The sequence below is a fragment of the Paraflavitalea sp. CAU 1676 genome (assembly GCF_029223285.1).
In the GTDB taxonomy this organism is placed as follows: Bacteria; Bacteroidota; Bacteroidia; order Chitinophagales; family Chitinophagaceae; genus Paraflavitalea.
Map to the genome: position 1 here is coordinate 277135 of NZ_JARHUJ010000011.1, position 13807 is coordinate 290941.

A 13807-nucleotide genomic window follows, 5' to 3' on the forward strand; every position below is an offset into this window, starting at 1 on the left:
TTAATGTGCCCGCTACACGCCGTTTGTAATGTATTGGTTGCACAATTCTCCGCAATCAACAGCCCCTGGCCAGTGGCGACTCATGGCTACACAAAACAAAAAGGGCCAACCGGTACGGCTGGCCCTGTATAGCTCGATGTAATTATTCATTAATTACCTGCAAACTGCTTGCGGATCACGTTGAGCGCACCACCTGCTTTGAACCACTCGATCTGTTGTTCATTGTAGGTATGGTTCAGTGTGATGCTGTCCTTGCTGCCATCCTTGTGGTTGGCAACGAGGGTAAGCGACTTACCGGGCACGAAGCTGGTGAGACCTGTGATGTCGAAAGAATCATCTTCCTGGATCTTGTCGTAGTCTTCCTTGTTGGCGAAAGTAAGTGCCAGCATACCCTGTTTCTTCAGGTTGGTTTCGTGGATACGGGCAAAGCTCCGTACTACGATGGCGCGAACACCGAGGTGACGGGGCTCCATGGCCGCGTGCTCACGGCTGCTGCCCTCACCATAGTTTTCATCACCTACTACTACTGAACCGATACCAGCGGCCTTGTAAGCACGCTGTGTAGCAGGAACAGGACCGTATTCGCCAGTCAGCTCATTCTTTACAGAATCGGTTTTATCGTTGAAGAAGTTTATCGCGCCGATCAGCATATTGTTGCTGATGTTATCGAGGTGACCACGGAACTTCAACCAGGGACCCGCCATAGAGATATGGTCGGTAGTACATTTTCCCTTTGCCTTGATGAGGAGCTTCAATCCTTTCAGGTCGGTACCTTCCCAGGGCGTGAATGCCTCGAGCAGTTGCAGACGCTGAGAATCGGACTTTACAATTACCTGAACACCGGTACCATCGGCAGCAGGACCCTGGTAACCGGGATCGTCGACAGAGAAGCCCTTGGGAGGCAGTTCAACACCAGTAGGCTCATCGAGCATCACTTCTTTGCCTTCTGTATTGGTGAGCTTATCCTTCAACGGGTTGAAGGTAAGGTTACCGGCAATGGCGAACGCAGTTACCAGCTCGGGCGATGCCACGAATGCGTGGGTAGAAGCGTAACCATCATTACGTTTTGCAAAGTTGCGGTTGAAGGAAGTGATGATCGAGTTCTTGCGGTTGGGATCGTCGATGTGACGGGCCCACTGACCGATACAGGGACCGCAGGCATTCGCCAGTACAATACCACCGATCTGATCGAAAGTCTTCAAGAATCCGTCTTTCTCGATGGTATAACGAACTACTTCAGAACCGGGTGTAATGGTGAACTCGGCCTTTGTCTTTAATTTTTTATCGATAGCCTGTTTTGCCAGTGAAGCAGAACGGCTGATGTCTTCATAAGAAGAGTTGGTGCAGGAGCCGATGAGGGCAACTTCCAGTTTCTCGGGCCAGTTGTTGGCTTTCACCGCTTCAGCAAATTTGCTGATAGGCCATGCCAGATCCGGCGTGAACGGACCGTTTACATGAGGCTCCAGTTCATCGAGGTTGATCTCGATCAGCTGGTCGTAATACCTGGCAGGATCAGCGTACACTTCTGCATCGGGACGCAGGTGCTCGCGAATACCATCAGCCAGGGAAGCTACTTCGGCACGGCCGGTAGCAATAAGGTAATCGGCCATCTTCTTGTCGTAACCGAATACGGAGCAGGTTGCACCGATCTCGGCACCCATGTTACAGATGGTTCCTTTACCGGTAGCACTCAGGCTGTCGGCGCCTTCACCGAAATATTCAACGATTGCACCGGTACCACCTTTTACGGTAAGGATACCCGCTACACGGAGAATAACGTCTTTGGCAGAAGTCCAGCCGCTCAGCTTACCCGTCAGTTTTACACCGATCAGTTTGGGCATTTTAAGCTCCCAGGCCAGGCCAGCCATTACGTCTACCGCATCCGCACCACCTACACCGATAGCCACCATACCGAGGCCACCTGCATTGGGGGTGTGAGAATCGGTACCGATCATCATACCGCCGGGGAATGCATAATTTTCCAAAACTACTTGGTGAATGATACCGGCGCCTGGTTTCCAGAACCCGATACCGTATTTATTGGAAATGGATGCTAAAAAGTCATATACCTCTTTATTTACATCCAATGCTGTTTTAAGGTCTTCGTTAGCACCTGTCTTGGCCTGGATAAGGTGATCGCAGTGTACGGTAGAAGGTACAGCTACCTGAGAGCGGCCGCAGGTCATAAACTGCAGCAGGGCCATCTGTGCGGTGGCATCCTGCATCGCAACGCGGTCTGGAGCGAAATCTACATAATCCTTGCCACGCTCATAAGCTCTCTTTGCGCGCTCAAACAGGTGGGAGTACAAAATCTTTTCTGCCAATGTGAGGGGCTTGCCTGTCAGCTTACGGGCCTCTGCGATGTGCGAAGGCATGGCCGCGTAAAGCTTTTTGATTAGATCCAGATCAAAAACCATGTTAAATATTTTATATTTTAATTATACGATCACCCTTACAACCCTATCATCTCAAATCCCGTCATAAACGTACCGGTCGCATAAAATCGGTGCAATTTACCTAAAAAATAAATTATTGGGATAAACAGGGGCTAGGACATTGATTTAAAATGTATAAATTAGTATTATGAATCGTTTGAGATTTTTTATCGAATGGCAGGCTTACGGCGTTTGCACCGCTATTGGTGAGCGCATGGGCATTGCCACCTCACGCATTCGTACCTGGTTTGTATATATCTCTTTCCTGACCATGGGATCCCCCCTTATCGTATACTTTGTATTGGCATTCTGGATGAACATCAAGCGGTACATCTTATCCGTGCGCCGTAACCCATTGAAATACCAATAACAAGTACATCTCTGTATCCAACCGACTTAACAGCTTTCATCCTGTGATTGAATTGTATTGCTTAATTCACATTGTAAAGCCTGTATTTTGTTTCAGTTTGATTACAACACGACAGATTATGAGCAGTTATTGCTCAAACTTTCCGAGCAGCTTGGCGTGCCGGTAGAGAATAACCAGGTAGTTTTTCCTCCTGAAGTGGCGGATGGCAATTTCATGTTTCTGCCATTGCCCAATGGATTACATGCCTGTATTACCAATTGCAAGTGGAACATGGATTGGCTGATCCACCGAAAACGAAGCATTAATGGAGAATTCTATACGCTTCGGTTCGATGAACTCGCCATACCCGGCAGCCTTATTATCACCATCGACGATGAAAAGGTGAAGGAGAGCAATACCAGCAAGTCGATCGCCTACCTCACCAGTTCGCATTTCGACTGGTCGTATCTTGGCACGGCAAGCAGTCATTTCCACTCCATCGCTGTACTGTTCAACAAAGAATGGCTGGCCAAATACCTCGACATCCATACTGTTGAAGACGTGCTCTCCACCTACATTTCACTCAAGGCGGAGAACTTCAATATCGAACCGCTCGACAGCAAATACCGTCAGTGGATGCGTACCATTCTCGATGTGGAAGAAGACAATCCCCTCCGGTTAACGATCATCCAAAACAGGATCATGCTGATGATCGAACGGTTTTTCCTGCACCTGCTCGACAAAATGAACAATCCTACCTTCCGCATTCCGCTCTCGCAGGAGGACATTAACCGGGTGATGCAGATCGAAGGAATACTGACCAAAGACATCTTTCAACCCGCCCCCTCTATACAACAGCTCGCTAAGATGGTTTCCATCAGTGAATCGAAGTTGAAAAAGGACTTCAAAACGATGTATGGTTATCCTATTTACGAGTATTACCAGAAAGCCCGTATGCAGGCTGCCCAGGATAAATTGCTCACAAAAAAATACTCAGTGAAAGAAGTGGCCATGGAACTGGGTTATGCCAACCTGAGCAATTTCACCATCGCATTCAAAAAAGAATTTGGTGTATTGCCCAGTCAGCTGCTATCCTGAAAATGAAAAGTATTGCTCGGGTCCGTCCTTTAACAAACACTTTCGAACTATTAACAACAGCTAACGTTAGTTAAATTATCGTGCAAACGATTGTGTAAATACTTTATAGTTAGCATTGTACCGATATCAGTTAGATGAACCCGCATTTCGGGTATAGTTTTGTATACATAAACGACCACTGAACGGTTTTGAGCTGAAGTCCCGTTTTTGATCCTGCAGAAACTATGGAAAACCACCGCTGGTCTTTTGTACTGACTGAAACCACGGAATTACCTTTGAAAACTCATTGAAGCTTCCTCCGTGGAAGCTTTTTTACTGGACAGATTTTTAAAGTGCTATACATTCACATGAGAAAAAAGCTACTCCGCAAAGAGTAGCTTTTTCTTTTTTAGTAGCAGCTGCAGCGCCATGCGCTGTTTACCCTACCTATCCTGTCAGGTATTATTTCTTCGACTTAGATCACCGCTTTGCGCAACTTTACCAGTTGCTGTAATACTCCTTCGAGCAGGTCGAGCTTCAGCATATTGGCGCCATCACTCTTCGCAACCGCAGGGTTGGGGTGCGTTTCGATGAATAGGCCATCAGCTCCGGATGCGATAGCCGCTTTGGCTATAGTACCTATGAGCTGGGGGTTACCGCCTGTTACGCCCGAGGTTTGGTTGGGCTGCTGCAGGCTGTGCGTGCAATCCATTACCACGGGAGCGCCGTGCTCCTTCATCCAGGGAATATTGCGGTAATCTACCACCAGATCCTGGTAACCGAAAGTATTGCCACGCTCGGTAAGGATCACTTTATCATTGCCCGCTTTGCGGATCTTTTCTGCCGCAAACTTCATGGAGGGGCCGCTTACAAACTGGCCCTTTTTCACGTTTACGATCTTGCCGGTTTCGGCCGCAGCCACCAGCAGGTCGGTTTGGCGGCACAGGAAGGCCGGTATCTGCAATATGTCGATGTATTTGGCAGCAAGGGCAGTTTCGTCGTGCGCATGCACATCGGAGGTTACCGGCAACTTGTATTTTTCGCCTGTCTTTTTGAGGAGCTGGAGCGCTACTTCATCGCCCAGGCCTGTAAAGGAAGAGGCGCTGGTGCGGTTCGCCTTCCGGTAAGAAGACTTAAATACGTAAGGGATACCCAGATTTTTACAGATGCCGCTTACTTTATCGGCTACCTCCAGCAATAATTCCTCGCTTTCCACCACACAGGGGCCGGCTATCAGAAAAAAGTTGTTCTCGTCGTACTGTTGATTGGCAAACAGGTCTTTAAGCATTTTTTCCATGGCGCAAAGATACGAAAGCAGGGGCATCCGGCCGCAGTGCATCAACGGCATGTCGATTTCGGTGCCAATGGCTTGCTGGCGGCCCTTTCACCCCAGGTCTTGCAGGTGTGGCCTTCCCGTTACTGGAAGCTGGCCTCTGGTCCCGGTTTAGGTCCCGAATCGGTTACCAAAGAAGCCGCCCCACCACCCTGGTTTGCGCCCTATTACAGCGGAGATGCAGCGTCTCTTAATAGATGTGTCGCACATTTGCTGTGCCTACATTGCAGGAACGCAGCATCCTATTACATTCAATCGATAGTAAGGTAACGATCGCTTAAACCAACCGGCAACTGCTATTTGGTTGCAGGCAATTCATGCGCGATGGGGGACGCTTGGCGATGGACAGCGTTACTGCCCGAATGAGGCCATTTCGTATTAAGTACACAGTAAGGATCGACCGCGCAACCGGGTGCACGGCTGGCGCGGTTCAAGTTAAGGAGCGGTCTGCTGATAATTCGGACGGACGGGCTCAGTATTTTATGGTTTCCATTGAAATTTTGCGTTTTTTTGCTGCCATTAAAATGCAAACCCTATTATGATCCGCGAAAGAATTCTCGTTATTGGCGCTTCCGGGCAGATCGGTGTGGAACTCACGCTGGCCCTTCGTAAGATATATGGCAATGCAAATGTGATCGCATCGGACCTGCGGGAAGAAAATGACCTGCTGAAAGGAACCGGCCCCTATGTAAGTATCGATGTAATGAATAAGGAGATGCTGCATGTGCAGGTGATCCGTCAAAGCATCACCCAGATCTACCTGTTGGCGGCGATCCTGTCGGCCACCGGCGAAAAGAATCCCAACCTGGCGTGGAATCTCAATATGCAGGGCTTGCTGAACGTATTGGACATTGCGCGTGAAGAAAAGATCTATAAAGTGTATTGGCCCAGCAGCATTGCTGTATTTGGTCCCACTTCCCCCAAACAGAACTGCCCGCAGCAAACGATCATTGAGCCTGCTACCGTGTACGGTATCAGTAAGTATGCCGGCGAGTTCTGGTGTAACTATTATCACCAGCGCTTTGGCGTGGATGTGCGGAGTATCCGCTATCCTGGTTTGATCAGCTATAAATCGGCTCCCGGTGGTGGCACTACCGATTATGCAGTGGAAATTTTCCATGAGGCGCTGGAAGAGAAGAAATACACAGCCTTCCTGAAAGAAGATACCTACCTGCCGATGATGTATATGCCCGATGCCATTCGCGGCACCATTGAGCTGATGGAAGCTCCGGCCGCCAGGATCAATATCCGTCATTCGTATAACCTGTCTGCGATGAGCTTCTCTCCAAAGGAGATCGGCGCCGAGATCAAGAAGCATATTCCAGATTTCAAGCTCGACTGTCAACCCGATTACCGCCAGGCAATTGCCGACAGCTGGCCGGCGAGTATCGATGACTCCGTTGCTTCGAAAGACTGGGGTTGGAAACCTGAATATGACCTTGCCAAGATGACCAAGGATATGCTCGATAACCTGAAGATCGAACGTGGTGGTGTGGGTATAAAATCATAAGAGCAACACTGCTCTTCAATAAAAGTAAAAGGGTTAAAGCAGAAACTTTAACCCTTTTACTTTTTATTTATTTGAATTTGGCTGTAGCGCTTAGAGCGGTCTGATCCAGATATTCCGGTAGCTGACAGGATTGCCATGGTCTTGCAGTATGATCGATTCCTTATCGCCATGTTTTTCGTAATTGGCAATACCCACGTATTGGGTGGCGCCCCAGATGGTTGCATTATTTTGCACCAGCACGCCATTGTGTATGACAGTAATACGGGCCTGTGATTTCACGTTGCCATCAGGATAGAATACAGGTGCAGTGAAGATCACGTCATAGGTTTGCCATTCGCCGGGTCCGCGGCTGGCGTTTACCATGGGTGGCAGTTGCTTGTAGATGCTTGCTGCCTGTCCGTTCGAATAAGTTCTGTTGTTGTACGAATCGAGTACCTGCAACTCATATTTACCCATGAGGAATATGCCGCTGTTGCCACGACCCTGCCCATCTCCTTTCACTACATCGGGTGTTCTCCATTCAATGTGCAGCTGGCAATCGCCGAAGCCCTGTTTGGTATGAATTTCGCCGGAGCCGCCGGTTACTGTCATGGCTCCGTTCTCCACTTTCCATTTGATAGCGCCGCCGCCTTTCGCTTCCCAGGCGCTGGCATCGGCGCCATTGAACAATACGATGGCATCAGCCGGTGCGTCGGCAGCTGATTTGCCTGGCGCCACTACTTTTACTTCGGGTTCCCAGTATTCTGATAATTTGGGATCACCGCCAGTTCTGTTCACTTTTTGGGCCTGTGCCAATGCGGCCACAGATACGAGGCAGGCAGTCAGCAATAATCGTTGGGTCATGGTACAAATATTTTTAGGAATAGGGGATCAAGATAGGGAAATGTAGCGAATCAACAATCGTTGGCGGGAGCAATGGCATACGGTTAACAAAATACCGCACTACATCTACCGTACTATGGTAAACCCCAGAAAAGCCAATGGTTCAATGGTTGTCACTTCTACACTGCTAACTATTGCCCGGTCAGGGCCCTGTCTGCACCAGGCTATCAGCTGGTTGACGAGTTGTGCCGGCCCCGAGGCATGGATCAGCACGCTGCCATCGGGCTGGTTTTTTACGGTACCGGTGAGCCCCAGTTCCAGGGCCTTTTCCCGCGTACTTTGCCGGTAATAGACACCCTGAACTTTGCCGGATACCAGGATGGTGACAGTTTGTAACATGCCGGCAAGATACGAAATGCCAGGAGGCCGGGGGCTTACGGCGATGTACCTGATCACTGTATCAATCCATGCTCCCGCATTACCTTGTCTTCATCGCCTGTGATGTAGGCAAATACCTTCCATTCATCATCGCGGGTTTGCAGGAAATAGATGACATCGAACTCAATGGCAAGGTCGGTATTGTCCTTGTTCTTATAAGCTGCTTTCCAATGCACTTTTACCATATAGTGCAGGTCGTCGAGTTCTGTTACATCCTGCGACAAGATCTCCATCGAATAAGTTCCTATCTGGCGATAGAAATCCATCCCTTGTGGTATCTTCTTACGAAACTCCTGGTCGTTACTGCCACCATGAATACCGGCAGGGCTGGCTTCAACAAAAAAAGGAGCAAAGGCGGCAGCGGTCCCTTCCACATCTGTTTCGCCCTTCAGTGCATCGTTGAAACGTTTTTCGTACGCGGCAAAAAATTCATAGATACTTGCTTCCATAATAATCTTTTTGAACTTATGGATGAATGCTCAAATCCTTTGCCATGCACGGTATCAATGCTTTAGTGGCGGGCCGGGCAATCTGGGGATGATTGGCAACAGTCAGTAATAATCATTTTGCAAAAGGTCTTCAGGCACAGCTACCGCTTCTGCCGTAGTGGACGCTAATAACGGTGGACTTCCCATCTTCGAATGGATTTGCCAGTTTGAAACGGTATGCTATGCAGGCAATACCTCCGACCATTGCAGCGGTTGCGGCAAGGCCGTTTTACTAAACTCGATGTGCACTACGCGCCGCCGGGCGTTGTTGGCGGTACGATTGGAGGCATGCAACAACAGTGGCCGCATGAACATAATACCACCGCGCTGCACCTCGCAGGTAACTTCTGTTTCTATCGACCAATCGATGGTCTCGGGTCGGTAAATACCTTTTTTATGAGAGCCGGGTACTACGCGGAGTGCGCCATTGTCTTTATTGGTATCATCGAGATGTATGCGAATGGTAAAGTTCTGTTGTAGTATTTCCAGCGGCGGTTGTACGGCAAATTGGTTTTGTTTCACCGTCCAGGGTCCAAAGCCGGCCACCTCAGCTTTGTCTGCTACCGATATGGTAAGGTCCTGATGCCAGGCAACAAACCAATTGGATTGCCCGGGCTTGTCGAAGTAGATCGACTTTACTGCGAAATAAACTTCACCAAATAGTGAGCGAATGACATTTGTGAGTTTCTCCGTAAAAATATAGGATCCTACAGCAGGCAGCTCTTTAAGAAATTGCCGGATGGCAAAGAGCTCGCTGGTTTTGCGGAATACGGGGCTCGAGTGGTCGGCCTGGTCGATGATGGCTATGATGGCTGCCACTTCGTCTTCGCTGAATATTTCATTGACCACAGCATAGCCATCCTGCTCAAATTGCTGAAGGGTTGGATAATATTGTTGCATTATTTTCTGGTCTCCTTGTGGCTTTTCGCGTCTTTATAGTCCAAATATATCTCTGTCAGCACATCAAAATTGAGAATTGCATACACAATCAGGATCATCAATCCGAAGAATTGAAAGGACGGCAAAATCACTTTCCCAATGGACACCCACGTAGTTTCTATTCCAGGAGTTAATGGCAGCAGATTTATAGTGGCGAGGAGCAGGAATACTCCTGTAAGCACAGTAGCCCATTTAAGACGGGTGAAAAAAAGGTACACCAGCGGCGCAAAAAGTAACAGTGTCAGATAGTGTTGGAAAACGGGTTGATAGTCAGTTGACAAGAATATGACCCAGGAAAAAATGACAAATCCGCCAATTAGCAGCAATGGAATAAGTGTTCGGATCCTGGTGTTCATAATCAGACTAGGGTATTTGTGCCCGTTAAGCTAATAAAAAAAAGCGTTCCACCGGGCGGAACGCTTTCAAAAGTATTCAATAAGGATCAATTACAATCCAGCTTTCTTTTTCAGGTTCTGGTCGATGGCTTCCAGGAACTCTTCGGTGTACAGGAAATGTTCTCCGTGTTTCACCTTGTTGCCATGAACGCAAACAGCCAGGTCTTTAGTCATCTTACCGCTTTCTACGGTTTCGATACAAACGGCTTCGATAGCGTTACAGAAGTCGATCAACTCCTGGTTGCCGTCGAGCTTGCCGCGGAATGCCAGACCCCTTGTCCACGCGAAAATAGACGCGATGGGATTGGTGCTGGTAGGCTTGCCGGCCTGGTGGTCGCGGTAGTGGCGGGTTACGGTACCGTGGGCAGCTTCCGCTTCCATCGTTTTGCCGTCGGGGGTAACGAGTACAGAGGTCATGAGACCCAGTGATCCAAAGCCTTGTGCTACAGTATCGCTCTGTACGTCGCCGTCATAGTTCTTACAGGCCCATACGAAGTTCCCGTTCCATTTGAGGGCAGAAGCCACCATGTCGTCGATAAGGCGGTGCTCATAAACGATACCCGCTGCCTCGAACTGGGCTTTAAACTCGTTTTGGTAGATGTCTTCGAAGATATCCTTGAATCGGCCATCGTACTTTTTGAGGATGGTGTTCTTGGTGCTGAGGTAGAGGGGCCATTTTTTGGCCAGGGCCATGTTAAAGCAGCTGCGGGCAAAGCCGATGATGCTTTCGTCGGTATTGTACATGGTCATAGCCACGCCATCGCCCTTGAAATTGAACACTTCAAAGGTCTGGGGCTCACCACCGCCTTCGGGGGTAAAGGTCATAGTTAATTTACCCTTACCTTTGATAACGGTATCTGTCGCGCGATATTGGTCGCCAAAGGCGTGACGGCCTACAATGATGGGGGCTGTCCAGTTGGTAACCAGGCGGGGGATATTATTGATAACGATCGGCTCGCGGAATACGGTTCCGTCCAGGATGTTACGGATGGTACCGTTGGGGCTCTTCCACATTTGCTTCAGGCTAAATTCTTTTACCCGGGCTTCATCGGGTGTAATCGTAGCGCACTTGATACCTACTCCGTACTGTTTGATGGCATTGGCGGCATCGATGGTCACCTGATCGTTGGTTGCATCGCGGTGCTCAACACCCAGGTCATAGTACTTAATATCAACATCTATGTAGGGCAGGATCAGTTTATCTTTAATGAATTTCCAGATGATGCGGGTCATCTCGTCACCATCCAGTTCTACAACAGGATTCGCTACTTTAATTTTTTTTGGCATTTGCTGAAATTTTAAGCTATGTTAAGGTTTGCAAACCTACAGTAAATGCAGAAAATACACAAAGTGCATTTAGTGCCGGGAAGCAGGGCAGGAAGGTACAGGAGAGTTGGTAATTTTGGGTCATTACGTAATTACACGTATTTTTCGAAGGAAATGGCTACCCGATCCCCCGTGCGGTGTATATATAGTTTGATAACCTTTAACTTGCGCGTATGCTGAATATGTTACAAAAGTATATCGGCCGTTTCATGACCCTTTCACCGGATGAGTTGGCAGCCCTTACCAAGGTAATGGAAGTACGTTCTTACGACAAAAAGGTGCGCCTCATCGAACCCGGACAAACCGAAGACTACCTGCATTTCATCAACAAAGGTTTACTACGCAAATTTTTTTATAAAGGAGGCCAGGAAGTAATTACCCAACTGGCCCGGGAAGGCGAACTCATTTGCTCTTCTGTGTCATTTTTTACTACGATGCCCTCGACTTATGTCGTGGAAACTATTGAACCTTCCATCCTCCTATCCCTGCACAAAAACGAAATGGAAAGGCTTTACCAGCAGTATCCAAGAATGGAAACGCTGGGGCGACTGCTCATCACCGATCTCTTCCTGCAAAAAGAATATTGGGAGCTTGACAGGATCCGTTACGATACCAAAGAGCGGTTCGTGCGGTTTGTATTGGAAAATACCGATCTCTTCCGCCGGGTGCCGCAAAAATATCTGGCTTCCTATCTTAACATTAAACCTGAAACATTTAGCCGTTTAAAGCATTATTTGTCTAAAAGGATTGCAGAGACGTCTGCAGCGAACTAACCCCACGGAATGAGAGAGAGAAAGTTGGATATTAAAAGCTATCTGGAACACGTTTTTGTTTATCTCCAGCGCTTCATGGAACTAAGCCGCCATGATTTTGACCTGTTATCGCCCTACCTGGAACTTTGCGCCTACGATAAAAAAACGGTGATCCTTCATCAGGGCGAGGTGGATGACTCCCTCAGCATCGTTATGAAAGGCATGGTCAGGAAATATATCACCACCAAAAAGGGAGAATGTACCCTGCAGCTGGCCACCGAAGGGCATATCGTACAATCCGAAATATCTTTTCATACCCGCACCCCATCGGACCTGATACTCGAAACCCTGGAACCAACTGTGCTCATCTCCCTTCGCTACGATAACATGCAGGAAGCCCTTCAAAAATCGATAGCCCTCGAAAGGCTCGGCAGAGCGATGGTAACGCAAATGTTCATGAAAAAGGATATCCGCTATTACGAGCAATTGCAGATGACCACCCGCGAGCGCTTCCTTGCTTACGTCACCAACCACCCACATATGCTTCAGCGGGTGCCGCAAAAGATACTGGCCTCTTACCTGAATATCAAACCGGAAACCTTTAGCAGGCTGAAACACCTGTTACGGAAGAAGTAGTCTACAAACCAATCACTTTTACATCGGGAGGGATCACCCAATCCTTTTCAACCCGGCCAATGCCCGCTGTATCGGGCAATTGCTGATGGATGAAATAGCGGTATTGCGTGCGGTACCAGGTACCCGGATTGATGGTGAAGCCACCATCTACCATTGGCGAGTAAACCCAATACGGCATGGTAGGATGCACTCTTATCGGCTGGGGGTAGCGGAAATTAACCGGATGATCGAACACCGTAGCGCCTGCTGCCTGGCCATTCACCCGTCCCGACGCATCGACCCAGCGGGCATGGGTATGATTGGCGGCGGAGTCACGGATACCCTCGCTCGTCAACACCTGCCAGTAGTTTTGAAAATTCTTTTTGTCGTGGTCATTCCAATATTTGCTCCCCCTGAATGCCATGCCCCCATAATGATATTTCTCGAGGAACAAGGTATCGGTGGTTACATTGCGTTCTTCCGAAATAAGGTCGAATAAGTAATAATCGCTGAAGGGATACACCCTGATGATCCACATCTCCCTCAACACTTCGCCATGCAACAGGCTTTTATGCCGCAGCTTTACCCGCAGCTCGGTCACTACAGGGCCTTCGCGCACCCTGTCTACCTCGATGTGCTCTACGGTACCTTTCTTTGAATGCTGGTTCCAGAAGTCGACAATCTCGTGCCGGAAAGTAGTTTTGGTCCACGCATTGAAGATCGCATGCTGATGGGTATGGCCGGCAGGGAAATCATCGGTGAGTACCTGGCCACCAGGGCTATATAAGGGATGAATGAACCCACTACGGCGATAATAAGCCGGACTATCTGCCGGCGGCATTGCCTCTGTAGTATGATAAAAGAAAAGTGGCTTGTTCTTTACGTTCACCTGCAGGCCGTTTTTCTCTTTAACAATGGTGACTGGATGTTTAACGCCGTTGCCATTAGCTAACCTCGTGACCGTATAATTGTGCCAGGAGCCAGGCTCCATACTATCGGGAAGAATGAACACGAGTGTTACACTGTCGAGCAATTGAGCGGACGCCGCTTTGCCTGTTTTCGTATTCTTCAATTGATACACCGTTCCAACAGGAAGCGGTTTCGGGAGGTTGACTTGTACAGGTGTATTGTAACGGGAATACTTCCCTGCCTTCACTTCAATCGTGAAGGGGATTGTTTGAGCCGTTATCCATTGGCAGGTAGCCAGGAACAGTAAGCACAGCGAGCCGATGCCTTTCATCCGAATAGCTTTTAGTTGTCGTTTAGCTGCAGGTGCACGGATCGATGGCGGCGGCATTAAAAGCCGGGCTTTGACTGTACACGGGTGC

14 protein-coding genes are annotated in these 13807 nt (G+C 48.7%); 5 read left to right on the forward strand and 9 right to left on the reverse strand.

Annotation, left to right across the window (positions count from 1 at the left end; translation table 11 throughout):
• Positions 1-149 precede the first annotated feature (149 nt).
• Positions 150-2417, reverse strand: a complete 2268-nt coding sequence (locus tag P2H89_RS31800) for an aconitate hydratase (protein ID WP_275834881.1) — start codon at positions 2415-2417, stop codon at positions 150-152.
• A gap of 166 nt (positions 2418-2583) precedes the next feature.
• On the opposite strand from P2H89_RS31800, the gene P2H89_RS31805 reads away from it, so the two are divergent.
• Positions 2584-2805, forward strand: coding sequence for a PspC domain-containing protein (locus P2H89_RS31805; RefSeq protein WP_119052007.1), 222 nt, complete (start codon positions 2584-2586; stop codon positions 2803-2805).
• A gap of 87 nt (positions 2806-2892) precedes the next feature.
• On the forward strand, positions 2893-3882 hold the full coding sequence (locus P2H89_RS31810; RefSeq protein ID WP_275834885.1) for an AraC family transcriptional regulator: 990 nt from the start codon (positions 2893-2895) through the stop codon (positions 3880-3882).
• 454 nt (positions 3883-4336) lie between these two features.
• On the opposite strand, the gene kdsA is transcribed toward P2H89_RS31810, so the two are convergent.
• The gene (gene kdsA, locus P2H89_RS31815; protein ID WP_275834887.1) at positions 4337-5158 is read right to left on the reverse strand and encodes a 3-deoxy-8-phosphooctulonate synthase; all 822 of its coding nucleotides are present in this window, start codon (positions 5156-5158) and stop codon (positions 4337-4339) included.
• Positions 5159-5732: 574 nt separating this feature from the next.
• Here kdsA and P2H89_RS31820 point away from each other — a divergent pair.
• Positions 5733-6704: an NAD-dependent epimerase/dehydratase family protein gene (locus P2H89_RS31820; RefSeq protein WP_275834889.1), complete on the forward strand. Its 972-nt coding sequence runs from the start codon at positions 5733-5735 to the stop codon at positions 6702-6704.
• Between the two features lie 90 nt (positions 6705-6794).
• Here P2H89_RS31820 and P2H89_RS31825 read toward each other — a convergent pair whose 3' ends face one another.
• The 6 genes from P2H89_RS31825 to P2H89_RS31850 all read right to left on the reverse strand — a co-directional run bounded on the left by P2H89_RS31825 (position 6795) and on the right by P2H89_RS31850 (position 11073).
• Positions 6795-7547: a DUF1080 domain-containing protein gene (locus P2H89_RS31825; RefSeq protein WP_275834891.1), complete on the reverse strand. Its 753-nt coding sequence runs from the start codon at positions 7545-7547 to the stop codon at positions 6795-6797.
• Between the two features lie 105 nt (positions 7548-7652).
• Positions 7653-7925, reverse strand: coding sequence for an acylphosphatase (locus tag P2H89_RS31830; protein ID WP_275834893.1), 273 nt, complete (start codon positions 7923-7925; stop codon positions 7653-7655).
• A 53-nt stretch (positions 7926-7978) separates the two neighbouring features.
• Positions 7979-8413, reverse strand: coding sequence for a hypothetical protein (locus tag P2H89_RS31835; RefSeq protein ID WP_275834895.1), 435 nt, complete (start codon positions 8411-8413; stop codon positions 7979-7981).
• Positions 8414-8632: 219 nt separating this feature from the next.
• Entirely contained in the window at positions 8633-9352 is a 720-nt protein-coding gene (locus P2H89_RS31840) for a phytanoyl-CoA dioxygenase family protein (protein WP_275834897.1), read from the reverse strand.
• Positions 9352-9747, reverse strand: a complete 396-nt coding sequence (locus P2H89_RS31845) for a hypothetical protein (RefSeq protein ID WP_275834899.1) — start codon at positions 9745-9747, stop codon at positions 9352-9354. Before P2H89_RS31845 ends, P2H89_RS31840 begins: the two co-directional genes overlap by 1 nt.
• Positions 9748-9837: 90 nt before the next feature.
• Positions 9838-11073: an isocitrate dehydrogenase (NADP(+)) gene (locus P2H89_RS31850; protein WP_275834901.1), complete on the reverse strand. Its 1236-nt coding sequence runs from the start codon at positions 11071-11073 to the stop codon at positions 9838-9840.
• Positions 11074-11285: 212 nt separating this feature from the next.
• Between P2H89_RS31850 and P2H89_RS31855 the strand changes: the two genes are divergently transcribed.
• Together P2H89_RS31855 and P2H89_RS31860 are read left to right on the forward strand one after the other, a co-directional pair.
• Positions 11286-11885, forward strand: a complete 600-nt coding sequence (locus tag P2H89_RS31855; RefSeq protein WP_275834903.1) for a Crp/Fnr family transcriptional regulator — start codon at positions 11286-11288, stop codon at positions 11883-11885.
• Between the two features lie 9 nt (positions 11886-11894).
• Entirely contained in the window at positions 11895-12500 is a 606-nt protein-coding gene (locus tag P2H89_RS31860) for a Crp/Fnr family transcriptional regulator (protein WP_275834905.1), read from the forward strand.
• Position 12501: 1 nt separating this feature from the next.
• Here P2H89_RS31860 and P2H89_RS31865 read toward each other — a convergent pair whose 3' ends face one another.
• Positions 12502-13719 (reverse strand): PmoA family protein, encoded by a 1218-nt coding sequence (locus P2H89_RS31865; protein ID WP_275834907.1) that lies wholly within the window; start codon positions 13717-13719, stop codon positions 12502-12504.
• Positions 13720-13807: the final 88 nt, after the last annotated feature.

Coding starts and splice junctions, on each gene's coding strand:
- P2H89_RS31845 (WP_275834899.1), bottom strand. CDS start 9,747: ATGAACACCAGGATCCGAACACTTATTCCATTGCTGCTAATTGGCGGA.
- P2H89_RS31805 (WP_119052007.1), top strand. CDS start 2,584: ATGAATCGTTTGAGATTTTTTATCGAATGGCAGGCTTACGGCGTTTGC.
- P2H89_RS31850 (WP_275834901.1), bottom strand. CDS start 11,073: ATGCCAAAAAAAATTAAAGTAGCGAATCCTGTTGTAGAACTGGATGGT.
- P2H89_RS31820 (WP_275834889.1), top strand. CDS start 5,733: ATGATCCGCGAAAGAATTCTCGTTATTGGCGCTTCCGGGCAGATCGGT.
- P2H89_RS31840 (WP_275834897.1), bottom strand. CDS start 9,352: ATGCAACAATATTATCCAACCCTTCAGCAATTTGAGCAGGATGGCTAT.
- P2H89_RS31830 (WP_275834893.1), bottom strand. CDS start 7,925: ATGTTACAAACTGTCACCATCCTGGTATCCGGCAAAGTTCAGGGTGTC.
- P2H89_RS31855 (WP_275834903.1), top strand. CDS start 11,286: ATGCTGAATATGTTACAAAAGTATATCGGCCGTTTCATGACCCTTTCA.
- P2H89_RS31800 (WP_275834881.1), bottom strand. CDS start 2,417: ATGGTTTTTGATCTGGATCTAATCAAAAAGCTTTACGCGGCCATGCCT.
- P2H89_RS31825 (WP_275834891.1), bottom strand. CDS start 7,547: ATGACCCAACGATTATTGCTGACTGCCTGCCTCGTATCTGTGGCCGCA.
- P2H89_RS31835 (WP_275834895.1), bottom strand. CDS start 8,413: ATGGAAGCAAGTATCTATGAATTTTTTGCCGCGTACGAAAAACGTTTC.
- kdsA (WP_275834887.1), bottom strand. CDS start 5,158: ATGGAAAAAATGCTTAAAGACCTGTTTGCCAATCAACAGTACGACGAG.
- P2H89_RS31860 (WP_275834905.1), top strand. CDS start 11,895: ATGAGAGAGAGAAAGTTGGATATTAAAAGCTATCTGGAACACGTTTTT.
- P2H89_RS31865 (WP_275834907.1), bottom strand. CDS start 13,719: ATGAAAGGCATCGGCTCGCTGTGCTTACTGTTCCTGGCTACCTGCCAA.